21 protein-coding genes and 2 pseudogenes are annotated in these 23,067 nt (G+C 70.7%); 11 read left to right on the top strand and 12 right to left on the bottom strand.

From position 1 onward, the window contains the following. The first annotated feature begins 9 nt into the window (after nt 1-9). Nucleotides 10-693: a Crp/Fnr family transcriptional regulator gene (locus ACFP2T_RS26775; RefSeq protein ID WP_377426095.1), complete on the top strand. Its 684-nt coding sequence runs from the start codon at nt 10-12 to the stop codon at nt 691-693. On the opposite strand, the gene ACFP2T_RS26770 is transcribed toward ACFP2T_RS26775, so the two are convergent. The 4 genes and pseudogenes from ACFP2T_RS26770 to ACFP2T_RS26755 form a co-directional block, all read right to left on the bottom strand. Further along, nucleotides 686-1,609, bottom strand: coding sequence for an NADP-dependent oxidoreductase (locus ACFP2T_RS26770; RefSeq protein WP_377426093.1), 924 nt, complete (start codon nt 1,607-1,609; stop codon nt 686-688). The genes ACFP2T_RS26775 and ACFP2T_RS26770 overlap by 8 nt on opposite strands. Nucleotides 1,610-1,706: 97 nt before the next feature. Next, on the bottom strand, nt 1,707-2,429 hold the full coding sequence (locus ACFP2T_RS26765; protein WP_377426090.1) for a methyltransferase domain-containing protein: 723 nt from the start codon (nt 2,427-2,429) through the stop codon (nt 1,707-1,709). Between the two features lie 161 nt (nt 2,430-2,590). Continuing rightward, a pseudogene (locus ACFP2T_RS26760) lies at nt 2,591-2,839 on the bottom strand (hypothetical protein); the annotation flags it as partial. 63 nt (nt 2,840-2,902) lie between these two features. Then, on the bottom strand, nt 2,903-4,540 hold the full coding sequence (locus ACFP2T_RS26755; RefSeq protein WP_377426088.1) for an ABC-F family ATP-binding cassette domain-containing protein: 1,638 nt from the start codon (nt 4,538-4,540) through the stop codon (nt 2,903-2,905). Nucleotides 4,541-4,603: 63 nt separating this feature from the next. Between ACFP2T_RS26755 and ACFP2T_RS26750 the strand changes: the two genes are divergently transcribed. The 7 genes and pseudogenes from ACFP2T_RS26750 to ACFP2T_RS26720 all read left to right on the top strand — a co-directional run bounded on the left by ACFP2T_RS26750 (nt 4,604) and on the right by ACFP2T_RS26720 (nt 8,619). Then, nucleotides 4,604-5,362 carry an ROK family protein gene (locus ACFP2T_RS26750; protein ID WP_196206892.1) on the top strand — a complete coding sequence of 253 codons (759 nt, stop codon included), beginning with the start codon at nt 4,604-4,606 and terminating at the stop codon, nt 5,360-5,362. A gap of 173 nt (nt 5,363-5,535) precedes the next feature. Further along, nucleotides 5,536-5,904 carry a tetratricopeptide repeat protein gene (locus ACFP2T_RS26745; protein WP_196206891.1) on the top strand — a complete coding sequence of 123 codons (369 nt, stop codon included), beginning with the start codon at nt 5,536-5,538 and terminating at the stop codon, nt 5,902-5,904. A gap of 64 nt (nt 5,905-5,968) precedes the next feature. Further along, entirely contained in the window at nt 5,969-6,223 is a 255-nt protein-coding gene (locus ACFP2T_RS26740; protein ID WP_192765534.1) for a Smr/MutS family protein, read from the top strand. 107 nt (nt 6,224-6,330) lie between these two features. Continuing rightward, a pseudogene (locus tag ACFP2T_RS26735) lies at nt 6,331-7,312 on the top strand (helix-turn-helix domain-containing protein). 156 nt (nt 7,313-7,468) lie between these two features. Further along, a complete protein-coding gene (locus ACFP2T_RS26730; protein ID WP_377426085.1) occupies nt 7,469-7,606 on the top strand; it encodes a hypothetical protein in 138 nt (45 codons plus the stop codon). Next, nucleotides 7,603-7,971, top strand: a complete 369-nt coding sequence (locus ACFP2T_RS26725; protein WP_377426082.1) for a hypothetical protein — start codon at nt 7,603-7,605, stop codon at nt 7,969-7,971. The genes ACFP2T_RS26730 and ACFP2T_RS26725 overlap by 4 nt, the downstream gene beginning before the upstream one ends. Before the next feature lie 297 nt (nt 7,972-8,268). Then, a complete protein-coding gene (locus ACFP2T_RS26720) occupies nt 8,269-8,619 on the top strand; it encodes a hypothetical protein (RefSeq protein ID WP_377426081.1) in 351 nt (116 codons plus the stop codon). 77 nt (nt 8,620-8,696) lie between these two features. Here the strand turns inward: ACFP2T_RS26720 and ACFP2T_RS26715 are convergent, their stop codons facing one another. The 4 genes from ACFP2T_RS26715 to ACFP2T_RS26700 form a co-directional block, all read right to left on the bottom strand. Beyond that, nucleotides 8,697-9,350, bottom strand: a complete 654-nt coding sequence (locus ACFP2T_RS26715) for an HNH endonuclease family protein (protein WP_377426079.1) — start codon at nt 9,348-9,350, stop codon at nt 8,697-8,699. 127 nt (nt 9,351-9,477) lie between these two features. Beyond that, nucleotides 9,478-9,849 carry a VOC family protein gene (locus ACFP2T_RS26710; RefSeq protein ID WP_377426076.1) on the bottom strand — a complete coding sequence of 124 codons (372 nt, stop codon included), beginning with the start codon at nt 9,847-9,849 and terminating at the stop codon, nt 9,478-9,480. Between the two features lie 139 nt (nt 9,850-9,988). Continuing rightward, complete coding sequence (locus ACFP2T_RS26705) at nt 9,989-10,726, bottom strand: hypothetical protein (protein ID WP_377426074.1); 738 nt, start codon at nt 10,724-10,726, stop codon at nt 9,989-9,991. A gap of 49 nt (nt 10,727-10,775) precedes the next feature. Continuing rightward, nucleotides 10,776-11,159, bottom strand: coding sequence for a hypothetical protein (locus tag ACFP2T_RS26700; protein ID WP_377426071.1), 384 nt, complete (start codon nt 11,157-11,159; stop codon nt 10,776-10,778). Between the two features lie 408 nt (nt 11,160-11,567). On the opposite strand from ACFP2T_RS26700, the gene ACFP2T_RS26695 reads away from it, so the two are divergent. Both ACFP2T_RS26695 and ACFP2T_RS26690 read left to right on the top strand, forming a co-directional pair. After that, nucleotides 11,568-12,524 carry an FAD-dependent oxidoreductase gene (locus ACFP2T_RS26695; protein WP_377426068.1) on the top strand — a complete coding sequence of 319 codons (957 nt, stop codon included), beginning with the start codon at nt 11,568-11,570 and terminating at the stop codon, nt 12,522-12,524. A gap of 285 nt (nt 12,525-12,809) precedes the next feature. Further along, nucleotides 12,810-13,607, top strand: a complete 798-nt coding sequence (locus ACFP2T_RS26690) for an SCO2525 family SAM-dependent methyltransferase (protein WP_377426066.1) — start codon at nt 12,810-12,812, stop codon at nt 13,605-13,607. 30 nt (nt 13,608-13,637) lie between these two features. Here the strand turns inward: ACFP2T_RS26690 and ACFP2T_RS26685 are convergent, their stop codons facing one another. Further along, nucleotides 13,638-14,798, bottom strand: coding sequence for a DUF6879 family protein (locus tag ACFP2T_RS26685; RefSeq protein ID WP_377426064.1), 1,161 nt, complete (start codon nt 14,796-14,798; stop codon nt 13,638-13,640). Between the two features lie 495 nt (nt 14,799-15,293). Here ACFP2T_RS26685 and ACFP2T_RS26680 point away from each other — a divergent pair, with 495 nt between their 5' ends. Further along, nucleotides 15,294-17,579: a glycoside hydrolase family 9 protein gene (locus ACFP2T_RS26680; protein WP_377426062.1), complete on the top strand. Its 2,286-nt coding sequence runs from the start codon at nt 15,294-15,296 to the stop codon at nt 17,577-17,579. A 65-nt stretch (nt 17,580-17,644) separates the two neighbouring features. Here ACFP2T_RS26680 and ACFP2T_RS26675 read toward each other — a convergent pair whose 3' ends face one another. The 3 genes from ACFP2T_RS26675 to ACFP2T_RS26665 form a co-directional block, all read right to left on the bottom strand. Continuing rightward, nucleotides 17,645-19,894, bottom strand: a complete 2,250-nt coding sequence (locus tag ACFP2T_RS26675) for a bifunctional polysaccharide deacetylase/glycosyltransferase family 2 protein (protein ID WP_377426060.1) — start codon at nt 19,892-19,894, stop codon at nt 17,645-17,647. A 3-nt stretch (nt 19,895-19,897) separates the two neighbouring features. Beyond that, entirely contained in the window at nt 19,898-20,518 is a 621-nt protein-coding gene (locus ACFP2T_RS26670; protein WP_377426057.1) for a hypothetical protein, read from the bottom strand. A gap of 139 nt (nt 20,519-20,657) precedes the next feature. Beyond that, nucleotides 20,658-23,015 (bottom strand): M28 family peptidase, encoded by a 2,358-nt coding sequence (locus ACFP2T_RS26665; RefSeq protein WP_377426250.1) that lies wholly within the window; start codon nt 23,013-23,015, stop codon nt 20,658-20,660. Nucleotides 23,016-23,067 lie beyond the last annotated feature (52 nt).

The following is a 23,067-nucleotide window of genomic DNA, read 5'->3' as shown; positions in this document are numbered from 1 at the left end:
AATTGTGGGATGACGGCGGCGAGGGACCTGGCGCGGCTGGCGGCGGTGCCGGTATTCGCCGGGCTCGGCCCGGCACGGCTCCGGCGGCTGCTCGACCGTTCGGTGGTGCGTACCGCCCCGGCCGGCGCGGTGCTGGCGGTACGGGGCCAGCCCGCGGCGTACGTGATCGTGGTGGAGGCGGGGACCCTGACCGGGGTGCACGAGACGGCCGACGGGCGACGGCTACGGCTCGGCGAGTTCGGCGCCCCGTGCGCGGTCGACAAGAGTGCCGTGCTCGACAGCGGTGGTTACACCGCCACCTGGGTCGCCGCCACCCGGGTGCGGTACCGGTTGGTTCCGGCCGGGGAACTGCTGCGCCTGATCGACGACGTGCCGGCGGTCCGTCGGCACGTTCTAAGTCACCTGGCCGGTCGGCTGCGCGAGCGGCAGCGGGACCTGGTCCGTACCTCCTTTTCCGACGCCGGTACCCGGGTGGCGGCCTGGTTGGTGACGGCGGCCGGCCGTACCGGCCGGCGGGTGCCGCTGCCCGGTGCCCAGCAGGGGCTGGCGGAGTCGATCGGGATGACCCGGGTGTCGGTCAACCGGGCGTTGCGCGCCCTGACCGACGAAGGGCTGGTCAAGGTCGAGCCGGGCATGGTGGTGATCCTGGCGCCCGAACTGCTCGCCGCACGCGCCGCCGACGGCCTCAGCTGATCTCCACGGCGAGCTTGCCGACGGTGCCGCTGCTGTTGAAGTCGGCGAACGCCTGCGGGACCTCGTCCAGCAGATAGGTACGAGCGATCGAGGGACGCAGCCGATCGGAGGCCGCCTCGGTGGCGAGGTGGTCGAGCACTATCCGGTCCGGCATCGCCTCGATCGAACTGGTGCTCAGGTCCCGGTTGCCGAGTTGTCCGGAGTCCACGCCGAGGGTGGACGACATCCGGCCGCCCGCGACGATCAGATCGGCGAGCATCGCCGGGTCGCCGGCCAGGTGCACGACACTGTCCACCCCGTTCGGCGCCAACTCACGCACCTGCGTGGCGAGGTCGGCCCGATGGTCCACGGTGTGTGCGGCACCCATCTCGTGCATCAGGTCGGCCTGCGGCCCCGCCTCGGCCGTGGCGATCACCGTGGCACCCCGACCGGCGGCGATCTGGACGGCGTAGTGGCCGACCCCGCCGGTCGCCCCGGAGATCAGTACCGTCTCGCCGTGCATCGGCGCCACCGCGTCCACGCTGGCCAGCGCCGCCACTCCGGCGAGCCCCAGCACCCCGGCGGCCCGATAGTCCAGCCCGGCGGGCAGCGGCGCGAGCCCGATCTCCTCCGGTACGACCACGTACTCGCTGAACGAGCCGTCGCCGAGCCCGGGCTTGGACACCACGCCGAAAACCTTCTCGCCGGGCATGAATCCGGAGACGCCCGGGCCGACCTCGGTGACGATTCCGGCGAAGTCCCGGCCCAGGATCACCGGGAACTGGTGCTCCATGCCACCCTTCAGGAAACCGGCGGCGAGTTTCGCGTCGAAGCCGTTCATGGACGAGGCCTGCACCTCGATCTTCACCTCCCCGCCTCCCGGCGAGGGCTCCGGCATCTCCCGGACCTCCGGCATGGCCCCAAACGACTCAGACATCACCGCGCGCATCATCGGCCTCCCCGAGCGCTCCCCTGATCCGACACAGGTCCATTCCCGCCGAGGTCGCCCGCATGCCTACCCCGACCGACCAGACTCAGTCGAAGAACCGGGCCAGGTGACCCGGGTCCGGGCCCGGCTCGTCCGCGCTCAGCGGGGTGAGGTCGGCGAAGATCGAGGCGCCGTCGCAACCGGCGTGCAACGGGTACCACCGGGGGGCGCCGGGATGGCGTTGGCAGATGTGCTTGAACGTCTGTACGTCCAGCAGCCGTACGTGGGTCGGGTCGGCCACCGCGTTCACGTGCCCCCACCAGGGGCTCATCACGTGCAGTACCCCGCCCGGCCGAAGGACCCGGTGGCACTCGTCGACGAGGGTCAGGAAGTCGATGAGGTGCTCGAGGATGTGCACCGTGAAGATCACGTCGATCGAGTCGTCGGCCAGCGGCAACGGTCCGGACAGATCCGCCTGGGCGTCGACTCCGGGTGCCACCCGCAGGTCCAGGCCCAGGTTGCCGGGGTACTGCTTGGCCGCACCGCAGCCCAGGTCCATCACCACCGGCTCCCGGCCGGCGACCCGTACCCGGGACCATACGGCCAGTACGCCGTCGAGCCGGCCGATGAGCCGTCGGATCATGGCCAGTTCGTCCCGGTCGCCCACCTCTCCGGTCAGATGTGCGACCCCTCGATCGAACCGGACGTCCACCGCGGTTCCGCGCACCCGGTCGTCGTGTTTGACCAGGTCGGCGTATGCCATGGCGAGGAACTCGTCGATCGCCCGCAACCGGTCTCCGGAAGGCGCCCTGTGCAGTTGCGCGACCATGACCCACCTCCCGGCCGGGCCTACCCGGATCTGGCCGGTGTAGTCCCCCGGTCGGGCCGGTGCGGTCCCCGGTCGGGCCGGGGCGATCCCCGGACGGGTCAGCCGGACGAGGCGCGCCGGCCGACCCGGTTACGGATCCGGGGGCGGGGCGTGGTCGACGGGAGCACCCGTTTCATGTGGTAGCGGTGCAGCTCGGCGCTGCCCTGCATGTTGCCGTCCTCGGTGACCGAGACCAGTTCCCAGCCCTGCACGCCGGCCCGGTTCAGGTGGGCGAGTGCGGTGTCCCCGTACGGGGAGACGTCGAGCACGGCACCGTCCGGGCCGTACCAGGTGTAAGCGAGTTCCCAGCCGGTGTCGTCCAGCCGGGGCTGGCGCCGTCGCACCAACAGGGCGTACTCCCACTTGAGCATGCGGTAGTTCTTGCCCAGCCGGAGTGTCGGAGAAACGGGCGTCGATCGATCGTCCCGGCCTGGTCAGGACTCGGTGACCCGGCCGCCGTCGACCCGGACGTGCCGGTTGGTCTGGACCGTGGCGAGCATCCGCCGATCGTGGGTAACCAGCAGGAGCGTTCCGGGGTACGACGACAGCGCCGACTCCAGTTGCTCGATCGCGGGCAGGTCGAGGTGGTTGGTCGGCTCGTCCAGCACGAGGAGGTTCACGCCCCGGGCCTGGAGCAGGGCCAGCGCCGCCCGGGTGCGTTCGCCCGGCGACAGGGTGTCGGCGGGGCGGAGCACGTGTCCCGCGCGCAGCCCGAACTTCGCCAACAGGGTTCGTACGTCGGCCGGCGGCAGGTCCGGTACGGCGGCACCGAAGGCGTCGAGCAGCGGCTGGTCCCCGACGAAGAGTTCCCGGGCCTGGTCGACCTCGCCGACCACCACCCCGGGGCCGAGCGACGCGTGGCCGGCGTCCAGCGGAAGCCGGCCCAGCAGCGCCGCCAACAGGGTCGACTTGCCCGAGCCGTTGGCGCCGGTGATCACCATCCGGTCGGCCCAGTCGACCTGGAGGTCGACCGGTCCGAGGGTGAACTCGCCCCGGCGCACCACCGCACCACGCAGTGCCGCCACCACCGCACCCGCGCGGGGAGCGGCGGCGATCTCCATCTGGAGCTGCCACTCCTTGCGCGGCTCCTCGACCACGTCGAGCCGTTCGATCAGCCGTTCGGTCTGCCGTGCCTTCGCCGCCTGCTTCTCGGTCGCCTCGGCCCGGAACTTCCGGCCGATCTTGTCGTTGTCGGTCGCCTTCCGGCGGGCGTTCTTGACGCCCTTCTCCATCCAGGCCCGCTGGGTCCGCGCCCGGGCCTCCAGCCCGGCCCTGGTGTCGGCGTACTCCTCGTAGTCGGCACGGGCGTGCCGGCGCGCCACCTCGCGCTCCTCCAGGTAGGCGGCGTAGCCGCCGCCGTAGTGCCGGATCTGCTGCTGGGCCAGGTCAAGTTCGACCACCCGGGTCACCGTCCGGGTCAGGAACTCCCGGTCGTGGCTGACCAGGACGGTGCCGGCGCGTAAGCCGGTGACGAACTCCTCCAGCCGGTCCAGCCCGGCCAGGTCGAGGTCGTTGGTCGGCTCGTCCAGCAGGAAGATGTCGTACCGGCTGAGCAGCAGGGACGCGAGGCCGGCTCGGGCCGCCTGCCCGCCGGAGAGCGCCGTCATCGGCTGGTTCAGGTCGACGGTCAGGCCCAGTTCGGCGGCGACCTGCTCGGCCCGCTCCGCCAGGTCGGCGCCGCCCAGGCCGAGCCAGCGCTCCAGCGCGTCCGCGTACCGGTCGTCGGCGCCCGCCGTTCCGCCCGCCAGCGCCGCGGTCGCCGCGTCGAGTTCGGCCTGCGCGGCGGTCACCCCGGTCCGCCGGCCGAGGAACGCGGCGACGGTCTCGCCCGGCCGGCGTTCGGGCTCCTGCGGCAGGTGGCCGACGGTCGCCGACGGCGGATTGAGCGCGATGCTGCCGTGTTCGACCGGCGCAAGTCCGGCGAGGGTACGCAGCAGCGTCGACTTGCCGGCCCCGTTGACCCCGACCACGCCCACGACGTCACCGGGGGCGACGACGAGTTCGAGATCGGCGAACAGGACCCGGTCACCGTGACCGGCGGCGAGGTCCTTGGCGATGAGTGTGGCGCTCATGAGGGTTCAGATGCTATCCGGCTGGGCGGGCGCGACCCGCCGGTGGGAAGGCAAAATGTTGCTGTGATGACCACGTTGGCGATCGACTGCGGCGGCGGTGGCATCAAGGCGTCCGTACTCGACGACGCCGGCACCATGCGGACCCGGCCGTTGCGGGTGCCGACCCCGTACCCGCTGCCGCCGGCACTCTTCATCAAGACGCTGCTCGGTCTCGGGGGTCAGTTGCCGGCCGCCGACCGGGTGACCGTCGGAATGCCCGGCATGCTCCGGCACGGCGTGGTGGTGGCCACGCCGCACTACGTCACCCGGTCCGGGCCGCGGACGAAACCGGATCCGGCGCTGGTCGCCGAGTGGTCCGGGTTCGACGCGCAGAGCGCGCTCGGCGAGGCGTTCGCCCTGCCGACCCTGGTCCTGAACGACGCCGAGGTGCACGGCGCCGGGGTGGTCGCCGGAACCGGCCTGGAACTGGTGCTGACCCTGGGGACCGGGCTGGGGTGCGCGCTCTTCGACGGCGGGCTGCTCGCCCCGCACCTGGAACTGTCCCAGGCGCCGGTGCGATGGGGGATGAGCTACGACACCTACATCGGCGAACACGAGCGCCGCCGACTCGGCGACGCGTTCTGGTCCCGTCGGGTCCGGGGTGTCGTCGACGGGCTGCGCCCGGTCTTCCTGTGGGACCGGCTCTACCTCGGCGGCGGCAACTCGCGACTGGTCCGGCCGGAGCAACTGGCCCGGATGGGCGACGACGTGGTGGTGGTGCCGAACAGCGCCGGCATCCTCGGCGGCGTACGCGCCTGGGCGCTCCGTCCCGACCGCCGATGACCCCGGTTCCGCCGGCCCGGCCGCGCTCCGTACGCCCGAGCCCGGACAGTCACCCGCAATGTCCTCGAATGGTCCATTCAGCCGGGGGTAACGCACCCGGTGGAACAGTCGCGGGACTGGCGGTGTTGTGCCAGCGTCGAGGCAAGTAGTCGCGATACGAGGAGGTGGGTCTAGTGGATCTTCTGGCCGAGTACCGCCGGGCGACCATGTACTTCGAGACCGGCGACCCGAGCGGGGCTGCCCGGTTGCTGGAGCCCATCGTCGAGGCCGAGCCCGACAACGCCTCGGTACGACAACTGCTGGCCCGTGCCTACTTCCAGTCGGCGCAGCTCGCCCGCGCGGAGGAGCAGTTGCGCGCGCTGGTGGACCGGGATCCGAGCGACCACTACGCGCACCACGTACTGGGCCGGACCCTGGAACGGGTCGGTCGGCCCACGGAGGCCCTCCGGCACCTGCGGATCGCCGCCGCCATGTACGCGGCGAACGACGACTACCGGACGGCGGTGCAGCGGGTGGAGACCCGGGTCGGCGGACGACGGTGATCCTCGCCGGACCGGCCCGCCTACGATGGGTGGCCATGGACCCTGCGCAGCCGGTGGCGGCCCGATGAAGCTCAAGCTCGACCTGCACGACATCTTCAACCGGGGACAGGACATCGACCGGGCCCTGCGGGGGATCATGGACGAGGCCATCGCGAAGAAGGCGTCCATGATCGAGATCATCCCTGGCAAGGGCTCGGGCCAGCTCAAGAAGCGGGTGCTGCGCTTCCTGGACCAGAAGGACGTCAAGCAGCTCTACCACCGGGTGGAGAAGGACTCCAAGAACTTCGGCCGACTTTTCGTACATTTCCGCTGGAAATAGGCCCGGCAGGTCACCGACCTGCCGGGCTGTTCCGCTGTCCCGCCTGTACTGTCCGAACTGGCAGCCCGCCGGAGTAGCGGTCGGCGGGGCGCCGCCCAGATCGCTACCTGGGATGGCTCACCGTGCCCGATGTCGATCCGTACTTTGCCCGAACCCTCCGCCAGCTCCGGCTGGACCGTGGACTGTCGCTGCGTGGACTTGCCCGCCTCGCCCACCGGGGCAAGAGCCACCTGCACGAGCTGGAAACCGGCCAGAAGCAGCCCGGGGTCGAAGTCGCCCAACACCTTGACCGGGTCTTGGGCGCGAACGGCCGGCTCGCCGGACTGGTTACGGAAGCGGCATCAGCCCGAGACGAGGCCGACGCCCTGGAACTGGTCCGCCTGGTCGACACCAGCGACGTCGGCACCCGCATGCTCGACCGTATCGAGCGTGCCGTCGATGACCTTGCGAGCGGGTACGCGACCATCCCGCCAGAGGACCTACTGCCGCAGGTCCGTCGATGGCTGGCTCAGGTCGGCAGACTGTTGGACGGCCGGCGCACGCTCGACCAGCACCGACGGCTGCTCGTAGCCGGCGGGTGGCTGGCCCTGCTACGGGCCACGGTGCACATCGACCTGCGGCACCGGGCGGCGGCGGAGAGGCACCTGGCGGCAGCTTCGCAGCTGGACGACCACGCCGGACAACGAGAGATCAAGGCGTGGTGCCTGGAGACCCGCGCGTGGGACCTGCCGACCCGAGCACCACTACCGGTACGACCCGGGTAAGGCGTTGTCGTACACGGCGACGACTCTTGCTTGGGTCGGCGACCCGGCGGCGGAGGAGTACGCACGTGAAGTGATCGCCGATCTCGACGGGTCCGGCCGCCCGAGGCGTAGCGCCTCGGCCCGACTGGACCTTGGCTTGGCACTGCTCGCCGCGAGCAGACCCGATGAAGCGTCCGCTGTCGCCGAGGCCGCGATCACGTCCGGCCGGGTAGTGGCGTCGAACTGGTGGCGCGCGACCGAGGTTGTCGTCGGTGTCGAGCGCACCGGCATCGGCGAGGCGCGGAACCTTCGCGACGCCTACGAAACGTTCCGACCCTGTCGCTGAGTTGTGTCCGCAGCAGCGGACAGCGCTGGGTGCCAGCGGACAACGTCAGTCTGGCCGCCACCCTGTGTTGCGGACAAGCTACCGACAAGGGACGTTCCGGTTCGTGGCGCTCCGTGATCAGGGATCCGGGGCGCCACGTATCGGAAAGGAGACGACGTGCTGCTGAAGCAGGTACGGCGCTGGCTCCGGGACATGGCCGAGGAGTTTCGCCGGGCCTCGACACATCGGCGCCGCATGGATGACTACTGCTGGGACGGCACCCGCTGGCGGCCCGGCTATGGGCCACACCAGTGAGTATGGTGCCGGAGAGCGCACCTGGCCTGGCGATCACGTGGGCGTGGCAGATCATCGCGGACCATGCCGAGGGACGCCGGCCGTGCGGGTTGCCGGACTGCACCCGGATGCAGGTCGCGGCGACCTGCTTTGAGGTCACGAAGGACGACTATGTCCCGCCGTCGGTGCGGATCCTGATGAAGTCGGCGACTCCGACGCCGGAGCAGCTACGGGAGATCACCGGGATGGGCCTGCCGCCTACCACACCCGGCCTTGATCAGGGCGTTATCCACAGCCATCCGAGTTGTCCACAGGCCGCCGCCGGCTGGTTGCGGCAGCCAGCCTCGCCCGGGCAGGCTCCCGGTGTCGGCGTCGGTCGCTCCTGACGGCCCCGGGGCCCGGGGCCCCGAGCAGGTGGGGTCCTGTTGGCCAGCAGGCGATCGACTCTCCGGAGACCGCAGAAAGCCCGAGGTGAGAAACGGGTCCCACCACAGCCGACCGACTGATCGGCTTGCCATCCATACCGTCCTCGATGCCCGCAATGCCCATCTGTCCGGTTGCCCCATGCGTTTTGTGACGACGGTCTAACTCTCTGAGTGCCAGTGTCCCACTGTGTGGCAAAGAGGTGATCAAGTGGGCTCGGCAGAAGGACTGTGGCGCGACGAAGGAGGGGGTAGGAGCAGATGATGCAGGTACACATCACCCACGAGTTCGCCGTACGCATGCCTGAAGGGTCGCGCCTTCCGACGGAAGACCTACACCAGGAGGGCGAGCGGCTGATGGAAGCCCTGCTCGACCTGGAGAACTGCAACGAGGATGTCGGAGATGTCGCGACGTCCAGTGATGCAGCGCGAGGTGCGGTAGTGGCCGAGTTGGTGGTTACAGCAGTCGATGAGGCTGCCGCGGTCGAGAAGGCGACGACGGTCATTCGTAGCGCAATTCACACCATCGGCGGTTCAACGGCCGGGTGGGATCGGCCGTCTGAGCAGGGCGCTGACTACCACCCCAAGGCTGTGCAGCTCGAACGCGTCTGACTCAGTCGGCAACGCTGTAGGCCCAGGCCCGCCTCTGGGGAGGTCGGGGCCCACAGCGTTGTGGAGTGCAGAGGGCGTCAGGAAGTGCAGGTGTTCAGCATGGCCTGCAGGGCGCTCTTCTCCGAGGACTGCAACCGCAGGCTCCAGATGTACTTGGTGCGGATCCACATCTTGGCGTACGTGCAGCGGTAGGCGGTACGGCTCGGCTGCCAGGTGGACGGGTCCTGGTCACCCTTGGCCTGGTTCACGTTGTCGGTCACCGCGATCAACTGCGGACCGCTGAGATCGTTGGCGAAGGAGCGCCGCCGGCTGGTCGTCCACGAGTTGGCGCCGGAGCGCCAGGCCTCGGCCAGCGGGACGATGTGGTCGATGTCGACGTCGGCCGGGTTGGTCCAGGTCGCCCCGTCGTACGGGCTGTACCAGCTACCCGAGGTCGGGTAGCACGAACCGTCCACTGTCACGCTGCTGCCGTCGCGCCGGAGCACCGTCTCCCGGGTGTTGCAGGTACCGCTGATCGTGATCCAGTGCGGGAACAGGTCCCGGTCGTAGCCACTGCCGGATTCGGCGGCGACGGTCAGCGCGTTCAGGTTCGCCTGCGCGGTCGCCCTGGACGGGATGCCGGGCGGGGCAGCGCTGGCCGGAGCCGTGCCGAGGAGCGACGCGGCCACCGCCGCGATGGTGGTGGCCGCCGTCAGGGCCAGCCGGACGGAGTGACGTCGGGTGCCGAGCATGAGTGCCTCCCGAGGCGTTGCGGGTACGGGAGCCATCAACGTCGCGGAGGGGCATGACCGGCCCGCAATCGTTGCGTGGCCGGGCATCGACATACACCGAAAGGCTCAGTGGTACTCCAGGATGGGATCAGGTTGGTGGCTGGATCGTCCGGGTCAGGTTGAGGGCGTTGCCGTCGGGATCGAGGGTGTGCGCCACCCGCTGGCCCCAGGGCATGTCGTTCGGCGGGCCGAGCACCTTGCCCCCGGCCGCCTCGACGCGGTCGAGCAGGGCGTCGACGTCGTCGACCTCCGCGCTGAGCAGGATGCGTGGCGTCGTACCCACTTCGGTGCTGGCCTCGGCGACCAGGCCGAGTTCCGCGTCACCCAGCCGCAGGCCGACGTAGAAGGTGGGTCCCTCGTCCGGCACCCGGCTGACCTCCGTGGCGCCCAGTACGCGCCGGTAGAAGTCCTGTAGCCGGGGCAGGTCGGGGGTCGAGACGATCGGGAAAATGCTGCTCACGTGTTCCTCCTCGGGACCCGGCCAGGTCACTGGCGCTGCCGCGTCGTCGCGGACGTCGCTGGTCCAGGTCTACCGGTACTACGACCCCGAGCAGTCGAATTCATCGCTATCGGCCGGAGAATCTCGGAGGCCGGGAAATCTACGGCTCGTTCAGCCCGTCCGGCGGCGGACCACCGTGTCGCCAGTCGCCGAAGGTGTGGCGGAACTGCTCGCGGAGGTGGTCCGGAAGCAGCCCGGCGAACAGGTCGCGGGGCAGCGGTGCCGGCTCGTCCGGAATCAGGTCGATGATCAGCGGCCGGACCCGCTCCGCCTGGTAGGCGGCCAACTTGTGGTGCCCGTCGAGCAGATAACGCAGCTCCCGGCCGGCTGGGCCGATCGCGACGGCGGCGGGCCGGATCCCCTTGGCGATCCGACGCCGGTACGCCGCCACGGTCGCCTGGTCCGGCGGCGGCCACGGGCCGGTGGTGACGATCGCGGCGCCCTCTGCCGGCCAGTACCAGGAGGCGACGCCGTGTTCGCCGGGGTCGACGACGACGGTCTCGGCCCAGGCCGGTGCGGTCGCGGTGACGACGTACCGGCCGCGGGCCAGTAACCGGGTGAACGGCTCCAGCGGTTCCACCCGCAGCCCGCGGACGGCGCCGCTGCGCCGATCGACCCGAAGTCCCGGGTCGGCGAGCCAGTCCCGGAGCGCGTCGAGTTCATCCGGTCGGACGGTCTCCCAGGTCGACCGGGCGGCCAGCTGCGCGACGCTGCCACGGCAGTCGTACGCGTGCAGGCGAGCCGGCGAGCCGCTCAGGTAGAGCACGCTGGCGAAGTCGTTACCGAGCAGCTCGACCACGCCGGCGCCGGCACGTACGTCGATCGGCCGGCCGTCCACCCGGCAAGGCTAGCGGCACCGTCCACCGCCTACCTGGGCGGCGTCGCTGCTAGACCGGCTGGCTGCTGCGGGTCTGGGGCTGCGGAGCCCGGCTGCTGCTGGTGCCGTTGGTGGAGACCGCCGGGGCGGCACCGACGCCCACCACGGTCAGCGCGGCCAGGAGCAGCGCGATCCACTCGTTCGAGTCGAGTCCGCCGAGGATGACCGTGGCGAGCACCTGCAGGACACTCAGGGCGACGGCGACGGCGGTCTTGGCCCACCGGTACTGCGGGGTCAGGGGTACCAGGTAGACACTTATCGCGGTGGCGGCGGCGATGGTGATCTGTACGGCCTCGTCCGGCTCGATGCGCTGGTCGCCGGAGAGTGCGCCGTAGGCGACGGTGAGCGCCGCCCCGGCGACGGCCGCGAGGGCCTTGCCGTATTTCCGGATCATGCGGGCCTCCTCGGAACTCCAGAATCGTGCGGTCGCGGAGCGTCAAACGTCGGCACGGGAATGATGGCCAACCGGGTCGGCCTCGTCAGTCGTGAATCTTCCGCCGCAGCGTTCGGTACCCGACAGCGGGCCCCGGCCCGGAAAGGCCGAGCACGCACCGTCGGGAATCCGACACTGCGCTCGGCTCCCGGGTCACCGGGCCCCCGGAGAGGCGCCGGGCCGTGGGGCGTCGACGGGTTCCAGGATGACGGAACACAGAACAGCACCCTGATGATGCTGGCCAGGCCGCCATGAGATTCGGGGATGCTCGGGTTCGTGGCGAATTTCCACGCTCTCACGTGAAATAGCGGGATACTTCAAAATTATACAGAACCTATGATCGAGGTCGATCTCCGTTAATATTGCCGAATGGGAAGCGTTGGGGAGTGGGACGCGCTGGTTGTCGGGGCCGGAGTGTCCGGTCTGACCACCGCGGTCCGCCTCGCCGAGGCCGGTTTGCGGGTCCGGATCCGGGCCGCGCGGCCTCCATTGGAGACCACATCCGCTGCGGCCGGCGCGAGCTGGGGCCCTTATATGGTCAGCGATCCACGGGTTCTTCCGTGGAGTGAGCAGACCCGGCTCGCCCTGGAGAAGCTCGCCGGTGACACCGCGTCCGGGGTGCGCCTGGTGCGTGGGATGGAGGCCGCGCCGGAGCCGATGGAGCCGCCGTCTTGGGTGTTGGGCGTAACCGATTACGAGCCCTGCCGGCCGGAGGAACTGCCGCGTGGTTACGCCAGCGGTTGGCGATACACCATCCCGCTGGTCAACATGCCGCAGTACCTCGATTACCTGGTCCTCAGGTTACGTACGCTCAATGTGTCTATCGAAATCGGCGCCATCTCCTCTTTCAAGGAGTTGAGCGGGGCGGCGAGCATTCTGGTCAACTGCACCGGTCTGGGATCCAGGTATCTGGTGCCGGACGACGAGGTGTTTCCGACTCGCGGACAGCTCGTGGTCGTCGACAATCCTGGAATTGACAACTTCTTCCAGGATCACGCCGAGCACGAGGACCTTACCTATTTTCTACCGCACGGAAGTCGGGTGGTGCTTGGTGGCGATGCGACGCCCGGGTCGGAAGACCTGACGCCCGATCCCGCCGCCGCAGCCGCCATAGTGGAGCGGTGTGCGGCGGTGGAGCCACTGCTGCGGAATGCCAGGGTGCGACAGATTCTGGTGGGATTGCGTCCCACTCGATCCCAGGTCCGGGTCGAAAGTGACTCGATCGACGGGGTCCAGGTCATCCACAACTACGGGCACGGCGGGTCGGGGCTGACCCTGTCCTGGGGCTGCGCGGACGAGGTGTTGACACTGAGTGGTCTGCAGTGAGGTTCTGCGGTAGCTCTGTGTGATCACCGGGCCTCGGTGGGTCGTCCCCTCCGCTCCCGCTCTGTGCTGTCGAAAGTGGCCCGAATGCCCCTCCGGGGCTCGGACTTTCGGGGGATGCAGTCGCCATCCCTCTGGTGAATTGTAGTGACATAGGCGATCCGCGCCTCGGCCAGTCCACATAGGCGCAGGCCCGGCCCGGACGAGGTTGGACGACTCCGCGTTACCAGGCGCCGATCACGCTCGGTGCGGTCGGTGACGAGGTCACAACTGCGAGGGACGGGTCAGATGAGTGCGGTAAGGTCGCGCCGCGAGCGGCCCGACGAGGCGGGGAACCCGCCTTCGGCCCGGTCCTCGATCTCGAACGAGCAGGTCGACTGGGACCACTTCGATTCGGAAGCCTACTTCGCGCACAACTATCGTGCGGTCCGGGACGACGATCGCCAGATAATGGAGATTATTCGCGATTTCTTCGCCGAACAGCCGTTGGATCCGCAGGCCCGCGCGGTCGATGTCGGAACGGGTACCAACCTCTATCCGGCCTTCGCGATGCTCCCGTTCTGCGCGCACCTGGACCTGTGGGAGCGCAGCGCCTCCAACGTCGCCTGGATCCGCCGACAGATCGCCCGTTTCGATGACAACTGGCTTGATTTCTGGGACGTCTATCGGCCGACGACGGCGTACGGGCTGGTTCCCGATCCCCGCGCAGCGCTCGCCGAGCGGGCCGAGGTCCACCGGGCGAGCATCTTCGAACTGCCCAGCCGGAAGTGGGACCTGGGCACGATGTTCTTCGTCGCCTGTTCGATGTCCGCCGACATCGCCGAGTTCCAACAGGGCGTGCAGGCGTTCGTCACCGCGCTCAAGCCGGGGGCGCCGTTCGCCGCCGCCTTCATGGCGCAGTCGCAGGGCTACCAGGTGGGCAAGCACTGGTTTCCCGCGGTCGCCATCGACGTCGACGAGGTCATCCGGGCGATGGCCCCGGTCGCCGTCGACCCGCAGATCACCCGGATCGCGCTCGGCGACCCGCTCCGCGACGGCTACAGCGGCATGCTGGTGGTCACCGGCAGATCCGCTCCGCCGGTCTGACCGGGGTTGACCACCCCCGCCCGCTCCCCGCTACGCGGCTTCTCCGGCGGGCCCCGGATTCGGTCCGCGGTGGCGCTGGTCGACCGACTTTGCCAACCGGACCTGGTCGACCGATCTGGCGGGCCGGAAGACGAGTTCGCCGCGTTCGTCGACGGTGACCGCCTGGACGCCCTCGGCGGACCAGAGGTCGGCGAACTCGCTGATCCGTCGGTTGACCCGTTCCGGATCGGTGACCAGGGTGATGTTGACGATGATCGGGTTGAGCTGGCTGTCGAGACTGGACGCCGTCGTCGTCTGGTAGCTGAGTTTGCGGTCGAAGAGGATGAAGTCGTGTAGTCGAGTGTGCAGGGTGGGCGCGACCGTGGCGTCGAGCGTGCGTACCTCGACCCCGATGCTCAGGTGCATCCGCAGGATCTGATGCAGGTCCTCGATGTTCAGCCCCTTGCGGTCGAGGATGAAGAGGCGCTGCACCCGTACCCCTCGGGTCCGGATGGCGTGCCGCTGGAAGTCGAGGTAACGCTGACCGAAGTCGGTCGACCAGAGCCCGCCGTCGATGAAGCCTCGGCCGCCGGCATCCACCGTGCTCAGGCTGGTCGCCTGGATCTCGCTGCGGGCGACCTTCGTCAGTCCGAGCAGCCAGTCCTGGTCCTCACCCTCGTACGTCAGGTCGTTGCTGTCGCCCATCTGCTTCAGGTACTCCACCAGCCGGGTCATCTCCGCCAGCGCGAAGTCCTGGATGAGCTGCGGCGCCTCGGAGGTGATCTTGGTGCGGTTCCGGACCAGCTTCGCGATCTGCATCATCTCCTCGGCGTCGAGCTGGGACGCCTCGCGGAGTCCGAAGATCTCCTCGGCCAGATGGATTTTCGAGAAGCCCTCCCGCATCTGGCGTTCGGTGGCCTCGGCGCGCTGCCGGACCTGGTCGCCGAGATGCTTCCTGGTGTCGTCGAAACTCTGTAGCAGGGCGTCGAGTTTGCGCTCCACCTCGAAGAGGTAGTGGGCGATGAATACCACGCCCGCGACGAACAGCGAGGCGCCGATGCTCCACGCCATCTCGGGCTTTTCGTCTTTCGGCAAGAGCGTGGATATTCCGAATGCCACCCAGAAGCTGACGACGCCGATGAGTATCTTCGTCAGCAGTCGTCGCTGGCCGTTGGGCTGGGGTCGTCCATCGCGCGGGTCTGGCTGCGCCATAGTTCCTCCGCTCGGCAGGGTCGGGTCGATCTGGGGGAATCTCCCGGCTGGGCCGCGCTGCCCAGGGGGCCGTCGTCGTGTTGTCACCGGCGGCGTGGGGCGGGCGAGCGGAACGGTGATGGTGGCGATCGGTTGCGACTGGTCCGGAGCGGTGAGATGGCGCGGTTGTTGCCCGTCATCAGGATGGGTTCCCCATTTGGCTGAGTGGGCAGTTGTTATGTCCTCCATTATGCTGCTCCGGGTCCATCGACCGCTGCCAGATGTCAGACTCGCTCCACTATGGACGCGTAGAGCCGACTGCCGGCCTTTAGTGGGATTTATGGCAATCGCTGCCGCGCGGCCTCGTCCGGGGCTGTTGACAGGTCGGAAACTCGATGTCAATCTCCCCGTATCCAGTGGGTTGGGAGCGCTTCCATGGATCCCGGTCCACGCCGTACGACACCCCACCCGGCGGTGCCGTTCACCGGTCACCGCACGCCCACCGGAAGGACCTCCGTGCCCAGACCCCACTGGCGACGAACCGTCCCGCTCGCCGCCGTGACCGCCGCGGCGCTGGCCGCCACCGTGCTCACCGCACCGACAGCGTCCGCGTACGCCCCACTGGCGTCCGCCGACGCACCGGAGCAGATCGTCAACGGCACCTTCGACGCCGGCCACGCCCCCTGGTGGGGCACCTCGAACCTCACCCTGGACTCCAGCACCGGACAGCTCTGCACCGACATTCCCGGCGGGACCGTCAACCCGTGGGACGTCATCATCGGCCAGGACAACATCACCCTGGTCGCCGGTGAGACGTACGAGTTCGCGTTCTTCGGCCAGGCGACCCCGGGCCGGGTCGGCAAGGCGCTGATCCAACTGCCGGTAGACCCGTACACGCAGTATCTGTCGGCGAGTCCGGAGCTGAGCGTCTCCGGCAACAACTACCGCTACACCTTCACCTCCCCGGTCGACCTGCCGAACGCCCAGGTCGCCTTCCAACTCGGCGGCAGCGCCGAGCCGTGGAGGATCTGTCTGGACAACATCTCGCTGACAGGCGGCGCCGAGCCGGACGTGTACGTCCCGGACACCGGCCCCCGGGTCCGGGTCAACCAGGTCGGCTACCTGCCGAAGGGGCCGAAGAACGCCACCGTCGTCACCGAGGCGACCGCCGCGCTGCCGTGGCAGCTGCGCGACCGGACCGGCCGGGTCGTCAAGTACGGCCGCAGCACCCCGCGCGGGGTGGACCCCTCCTCCGGGCAGAACGTGCACACCATCGAGTTCGGGCACTACACCCGGGCCGGCACCGGCTACACCCTCACCGCCGACGGTCAGACCAGCCGACCGTTCGACATCGGCGCCGGCTTCTACGAGCAGCTCCGAACCGACGCGCTCAAGTTCTACTACACCCAGCGCAGCGGCACCGAGATCTCCGACGCGCTCCGCCCCGGGTATGGCCGTCCGGCCGGGCACGTCGGAGTGGCGCCGAACACCGGTGACACCGCCGTACCGTGCCAGCCGGGCGTCTGCGACTACACCCTGGACGTCTCCGGCGGCTGGTACGACGCCGGGGACCACGGCAAGTACGTGGTCAACGGCGGCATCTCGGTGCACCAGCTCATGAGCGAGTACGAGCGCTCGGTACGGGCCGACACCGGCCAGCCGTGGCGGCTCGGCGACCGGACACTGAACCTGCCGGAGAGCGGCAACAGGGTGCCGGACATCCTCGACGAGGCGCGCTGGGAGCAGGAGTTCCTGCTCAGCATGCAGGTGCCGGCCGGGAAGCCACTGGCCGGGATGGCCCACCACAAGATCCACGACGACTCGTGGACCGGCCTGCCGCTCCTGCCGCATCTCGACGACAAGCGCCGCGAACTGCACCCGCCGTCGACCGCGGCCACCCTCAACCTGGTCGCGACGGCCGCGCAGGCGGCGCGGGTCTTCAAGGCGTACGACCGGAAGTTCGCCGACCGTAACCTGGCCGCCGCCAGGACGGCCTGGGCCGCCGCGAAGGCCAACCCCCAGCGGTACGCCGACCCGGCGGACGCCAACGGTGGCGGCGCCTACAACGACGCCGACGTCAGCGACGAGTTCTACTGGGCCGCCGCCGAGCTGTACCTGACCACCGGCGCCCGGGAGTACCGGGACTTCGTGCTGGCCTCGCCGCACCACACCGGTGACGTCTGGCGGGAGCGCGGGATGGACTGGGGCAACACCGCCGCGCTCGGCCGGCTGCAACTGGCGACGGTGCCGAACGGGTTGCCGGACCGGTCCCGGGTTCGGGCCTCGGTGGCCCAGGGCGCCGACCGCTACCTAGCCACCCTGACGGCCCACCCGTACGGCATCCCGTACAACCCGTCGGACAACCTCTACGACTGGGGCTCCAACAACCTGGTCATCAACAACGCCATCGTGCTGGCCACCGCGTTCGACCTCACCGGCAAGGACCGGTACCGCGACGGGGTGCTGGAGACGATGGACTACATCTTCGGCCGCAACGCGCTGAACCAGTCGTACGTGACGGGCTACGGCGAGGTGGCCTCGCGCAACCAGCACAGCCGCTGGTACGCCCGCCAGCTCAACCCCGACCTGCCCAACCCGCCCCGGGGCACCCTCTCCGGCGGCCCGAACTCGGCCATCCAGGACCCGGTCGCCCAGCAGAAGTTGCGGGGCTGTGCGCCCCAGTTCTGCTACATCGACGACATCGAGTCCTGGTCCACCAACGAGCTGACCATCAACTGGAACTCCCCCCTCGCCTGGATCGCCGCCTTCATCGCCGACCAGGACAACGGCGACGCCCACTGACGCCGTACCGAACCGGTTAGGAAGGGGCCCTTCTTATACAGAAAGCGATAAGAAGGGGCCCTTCCTTACCCGCCCGTACGCATCCGCTGGCTGGACTGGTAGCCGTGGGGGTTGGCCGGCCAGTGGCGGAGCCCGGTGGTGGAGTTGTCGACCAGCGCCGCCGCCCCGCCGGTCCGTACCATCCGCTGCCAACGGAGTCGACTGCCGAGCAGCGCGGTGACCACCGACTGGACCACGACCAGGTACATCACCTGGCGGTAGACGACCTGTTGCAGCGGCAGGCTCCACAGCGGACCCGCTCGCTCCCCGTCGAGCCGCAGCGCGTACGCCGCGGTCGCCGTCTGCAGGGCGAGCAGTCCGAGCCAGGCCAGGACGAGTTGGCTCCACGGCAGGAAGAACAGCCCGTAGATCGCGAAGGCGTCGACCGCGGGCGCGGTCAGCGGCAACAGGACCTGGAAGACGGCCAGGTAGGGCCAGGCGCGCCGACCCAACCGGCCGCCCGGGCCGGGCTCCACCAGCGCCCGGCGGTGCTTCCACATCGCCTGCATGGTTCCGTAGCACCAGCGGTAACGCTGGCGCCACAACTGCCGCAGTGACGCGGGCGCCTCCGTCCACGCGACGGCCCGACCCTCGTACGGGACGTGCCAGCCGGCGCGCAGTACGGCCATCGTCAGGTCGGTGTCCTCGGCGAGCGTGTCCGCCGGAACTCCGCCCGCGTCCAGTAGGGCCTGTCGACGGAACGCGCCGATCGCACCGGGAATGGTCGGCATGCAACGGAGCACGTCGTACGTCCGACGGTCGAGGTTGAAGCCGATCACGTACTCCAGATGCTGCCACCGGCCGAGCAGCCCTCGCCGGTTGGCCACCTTCGTGTTGCCGGAGATCGCCCCGATGGACGGGTCGGCGAAACCCTGGACGAGCCGGTAGACGGTGTCCGGCTGGAAGACGGTGTCCCCGTCCACCAGGACCAGGAGTTCGGTCCGGGCGTGCTGGATGCCGGTGTTGAGGGCGGCCGGCTTGCCGGCGTTGGCCTGACGGACCACCCGGACACCGGGCAGGCGCATCCGCGCCACGATGTCGGCGGTGCCGTCGGTGGAGCCGTCGTCGACCACGATGACGTGCAGTGCGGGGTACTCGCTGGCCACCAGGGAGAGTACGGTCGCGGCGATGTTCGCGGCCTCGTTGTAGGCCGGCACGATCACCGACACCGGCGCGAGGATCTGCCGTCGGGGGCGGGCCGGGGAGCCGACGCGCAGGCGCCGGCGGTGGATCTCGGCGCAGACGACCTGGACGGCGAGCCGGAGCAGGCCGAGGAGCAGGGCAACGCCGAGTAGCCAGGTCATCGCGACGGCGAGCCAGGCGGCGCCGGTCTGGGCGTACCGGAGCGCGTGGCCGCCCAGCCGGTCCGACCGGGAGGCGGCCAACTCCGAGCGCGGCGTGCCGAGTCCCTCGGAGACGGTGGCGAACCGGTAGCCCTGGCCGGTCATCTCGGGCAGCAGGCGATCGAGGGCGGCGACGGTCTGGGACCGGTCCCCGCCTCCGTCGTGCATCAGGACCACGGCCCCGCTGCCGCGCACCAGGTTCGCCGCGCGGTCGGAGGCGGTGGCGGGCGCCCCGGGGCCGGTCGGGGTCAGCGGGGTCCCGGCGGCCGCGGCCACGATGGCGTCGACGCCGGGGCGACGCCAGTCGACGGTGTCCCGGTCGGCGAGCACGGCGACGTGGCCCGCCCGGGCCGCCGCCCGCAGGGCGGTCGCGTCGTCGACGGTCAGGCTGGTCGGGCCGGACGAGAACGGTGGCCGGAAGAGCGTGGCGTAGCGGCCGGTCGCTCCGGCGATGGCGGTGCGGGTGAGATCGAGTTCGAGGTCGCGCCGCCAGGCCGGCAGCGTGGCGACGTCGGCGTGGGTGAAGGTGTGCGAGCCGAGTTCGTGCCCCTCGGCGAGGATCCGCCGGACCAGTTCCGGATGCTCGTTGACCCGCGCGCCGACGACGAAGAACGTGGCGTGTGCGTGGTGCCGACGCAACACGTCGAGAACCGCGGGTGTCCATCGCGGGTCAGGTCCGTCGTCGAAGGTCAGCGCGATCGTGCCGGCCGGCATCGACCGGCTGACCGGTACCGCACCGTCGAGGCGCAGGACGGGTCCGCTCCGGGTCAGGTCGTCCGCAGCCGGGGCCGGGTCCGACCCGGTCCGTCCGGAGCCGCCGCCCTCGACCGCGACGTAGCCGTGGAACGACAGGGCGGCGATCATCACGACGAGGCCGAGGAGTAGCAGGAACCAGTGGGCGCGAGGATCCTTCCGCGCGACGTGTAGGGCCATCGCTCACCCCGGAGCGCCGGACGACCGGCGGGGTTTGCCCGGCTTGTCCGGGTCGGTGGTTGACTGGACCGCTTTCGGGTTCCGGTGCAGGTCGCCCTGTCCGGGGCGATCCGTGGTCGTCGGGCCCGGAGTCGGTGGTGGTGCCGGCCGGGACGTCGCGACCGGTGGCCTCGCCGAGCCATCCACCGGGGAACCCGTACGGCCGGAGCCGTCGGGTGGTGTGGCGCTCGGCGAGTCGTCCACGCTCAGCCTGCCGACTCCCGCCTCCTCCGGGGCCTGCTCACCCCGAATGTCCGGCCAGCCCGGCACCGTGACGGGCCCACCGGCCAGCAGTCCGAGAGTCAGCAGGCCGAGGCTGACCAGCAGGCCGGCCCCGACGGCGAAACCGGCCAGGACGGTGAGGCGTCTCCGTCGGCCGGTCCGGTCGACGAAGACCGGCCGGACCCGTACGGGTCGGCGCCCGGACGCCGTCAGAAGCGGAGCGCCCTGCGGCAGCACGGTGGCCGCCGCCGGCGCGGGGGTGGCGCCGAGCGCGTTCGGGTCGGATGGCGGGTGGACGGTGACACCGGCGAGCGGGCGCCCGGCGGTGCCATCGTCCACACGACTGGAGTGCTGTTCTCTCATCTCATGCACTACAGCGCCGAAACCACCTCCGGTGTCACATCCGCCGCGACCCGAGCCGGCGGTCCGGCGGGGCGGGACGCCGCCGGCCGGGGGCGGCGGGGCTGTGCGGGCTGGTCAGAGTGGGGGCTGTGCGGGCTGGTCAGAGTGGGTATGTGCGGGCGACCGCGACCAGTTCCGAGTCGTGGGAGCCGACGATGCCGACGCCGGGTGGGCGGGGCCGGAATCCGGGTAGCTCGGAGAGGCCGTCGCTGGCGTCCATCGTGCGTAGCCGGACCGGGCCGCCGCCGGTCGGGCGGAGGTGCAACTCGATCTCGATTCCCTCCGGGGGTGGGGCGTGGAAGACGACGCCGAACGGGGTCGGGCCGTCGACCCGGACCGGGCGGCCGGCTACCCGGGCCTCGACGACGGTGGCCGTCGCGGGGTCCACGTGCAGGGAGACGAGGCGTACCGGGCGTTGGGGGACGAGCCGGACGCGGAGGGTACGCACCCCGGACTCGGTGCTGTCGGCGAGCGGGTCGAGCCGGGGCGGGGGCAGCGGAGCGGCCTGCGCCGGCCCGGCCCGCCGCTCCTCGTCGCCGAGCGCCGGGAACTGGTCGCCGATTCTCGTCGGGCCGTCGACGTACTGGTCGGTCCAGGGCTGGGGGTCGGTCTCGTCGCTGAGCCAACGGGCCGTACCGGTGTCGGTGTCGAGCGCGTACATCAGCTGGGTCGGCACCGGATGTTCGGCGTCGAACCGGTCGACCGCGAGACCCACCCCGGCGAACAGCACGGTGCCGAGGGTCGCCGCGAGCGCCGGCACGGCGCCGGCCCGGCGGGCCCGGAGCGCGGCCATGCCACGCTGGCCACCGGCCGCCGGATGCAGCAGGTCGACGACCGGCAGCGCGGCCAGCCCGAGCAGCACCGTGAAGAGCGCCGCGACACCGCCCATCGCCATGCCGAGCGCCGGGAAGAGCAGCACCACGGTGGGCAGCAGCAGGAGTACGCCGACCGCCGCGGCGGCGGTCACCGCGACGACCGCCCACGGGCCCTCCCTGGGTACGGCGAGTGCGACCAGTCCGCCCAGTACGCCAGCCAGCGCCGGCAGCGTCGCCAGGTACGCCCCACCGGGCGCCACGAAGGCGAGCACCACGCCGAGTACGGCAAGAACGGCGAACCCGCCCACGGCCAGTGCCGCCGGACCGGTGCGTCGGCGGGTGAGCGCGTACCAGGTGAACAGGACGGCGACGGCGAGTGCCACCACCGCCAGCCGGTACCAGAGTGGACGGTACGGGTCGAGCAGCGTCGCGTACCCCGGTCGGATCGCGGTGACCGCCGTCCAGAGCAGTTGTGCCCCGACCGGCGCGACCACGACGGGCACCAGGGCCGACCCGAACCCGGCGGCGAGGCTGGGCCAGGTGGCGCGTCCGCGCCGCCGGGCCGACCAGGCCAGTACGCCGACACCGGCCAGCGCCAGCAGCGCGAGTGGCACGGTGAGCCAGCCGGGATACCGGGCCAGCCCGCCGGGCAGCGGGAAGTAGGTGGCGTCCCCGCCGGCCGTCAGTTCCGTCAGGTCGACCGCGCCGAACTCCCGGGCCAGGGCGAGCGCGTTCTCGCCATGGTGTTGCAGGCTGCCCCGGTCCAGCCGGGCCGGGGTGTCCAGTGGGGTGTGGTAGATCGCCGCGCCGTCGATGTAGGCGGCGTTCAGCCCGGTGAAGCCGTTGTCGAGGAAGGCGGTGAAGTCGGTGTCGTTGGGCAGCAGCCGGTAGACCTCGACCGCGAACGAGGTGCCGACCGGGTACGGGGCGGCCCGGCCGAAGACCTCCACCAGACCGGCGTTGCGCAGTGAGGTCTCGAACATGATCACCGGTCCGGTGCTGCCCCGCGCCTCCAGGTTGAGCACCACGCCGCCGTCGGCGGCCAGCGGATGGCTGGACGCGAACGCCGACGCACCGCACAGGCAGGCCTCCTCGGCGTCGGTGAAGACGAAGACGACGTCGTTGCGGGGTCGGGGGCCGGTGCGGAGCGCGCGGGCCACCTCCAGCAACGCCGACGTGCCGGCCGCGTCGTCGTTGCCGCCCGGCCCGACCTGGACCGAGTCGTAGTGCGCGACCAGGAAGACCCGGCCGGTGGGATCGGTTCCGGGTATCCGGGCGACCACGTTGCGTACCCGGGCCAGGGTCGCGCCGCCCGCGGCGCCGCTGAGCTGGCCCGCCTCCGTGGCAACGGTGTCCTGCACCTCCGGGGCGAGACCGAGGCCGCGCAGGGTCGACTCGACATGGATCCGGGCCCGTTCGGCGGCCGGGCTGCCGGCCGCGTGGGTCTCCGCCGCGACCGTCCGGACGTGCTCGTACGCCCGGTCCGCGCTGAACTCGCCGGCCGGCGCGCCGGTGGTGCCCGGGGCCGGCGTGCGCAGTCCGAGCAGGGCGGCGGCGCCGACCCCCAGCAGTACGGCCAGCGCCGCGACGGCGGCCAGCCGGCGGCGACGGGGGCGGGTCAGGGCCCGGTCGGCCGCCGGCAGCGCGGGTGGTCCGCTCGCCGGCCGGCGAGCCCGGGTGTCGGGGGACGGGTCG

It is taken from the genome of Plantactinospora solaniradicis, assembly GCF_042658085.1.
Lineage (GTDB): Bacteria > Actinomycetota > Actinomycetes > Mycobacteriales > Micromonosporaceae > Plantactinospora > Plantactinospora solaniradicis.
This window is presented reverse-complemented; position numbering and strand designations above follow the sequence as displayed.

Coding starts and splice junctions, on each gene's coding strand:
- ACFP2T_RS26690 (WP_377426066.1), top strand. CDS start 12,810: ATGAGTGCGGTAAGGTCGCGCCGCGAGCGGCCCGACGAGGCGGGGAAC.
- ACFP2T_RS26700 (WP_377426071.1), bottom strand. CDS start 11,159: ATGATCCGGAAATACGGCAAGGCCCTCGCGGCCGTCGCCGGGGCGGCG.
- ACFP2T_RS26775 (WP_377426095.1), top strand. CDS start 10: ATGACGGCGGCGAGGGACCTGGCGCGGCTGGCGGCGGTGCCGGTATTC.
- ACFP2T_RS26675 (WP_377426060.1), bottom strand. CDS start 19,894: ATGGCCCTACACGTCGCGCGGAAGGATCCTCGCGCCCACTGGTTCCTG.
- ACFP2T_RS26695 (WP_377426068.1), top strand. CDS start 11,568: ATGGGAAGCGTTGGGGAGTGGGACGCGCTGGTTGTCGGGGCCGGAGTG.
- ACFP2T_RS26765 (WP_377426090.1), bottom strand. CDS start 2,429: ATGGTCGCGCAACTGCACAGGGCGCCTTCCGGAGACCGGTTGCGGGCG.
- ACFP2T_RS26685 (WP_377426064.1), bottom strand. CDS start 14,798: ATGGCGCAGCCAGACCCGCGCGATGGACGACCCCAGCCCAACGGCCAG.
- ACFP2T_RS26715 (WP_377426079.1), bottom strand. CDS start 9,350: ATGCTCGGCACCCGACGTCACTCCGTCCGGCTGGCCCTGACGGCGGCC.
- ACFP2T_RS26770 (WP_377426093.1), bottom strand. CDS start 1,609: ATGTCTGAGTCGTTTGGGGCCATGCCGGAGGTCCGGGAGATGCCGGAG.
- ACFP2T_RS26755 (WP_377426088.1), bottom strand. CDS start 4,540: ATGAGCGCCACACTCATCGCCAAGGACCTCGCCGCCGGTCACGGTGAC.
- ACFP2T_RS26740 (WP_192765534.1), top strand. CDS start 5,969: ATGAAGCTCAAGCTCGACCTGCACGACATCTTCAACCGGGGACAGGAC.
- ACFP2T_RS26720 (WP_377426081.1), top strand. CDS start 8,269: ATGATGCAGGTACACATCACCCACGAGTTCGCCGTACGCATGCCTGAA.
- ACFP2T_RS26670 (WP_377426057.1), bottom strand. CDS start 20,518: ATGAGAGAACAGCACTCCAGTCGTGTGGACGATGGCACCGCCGGGCGC.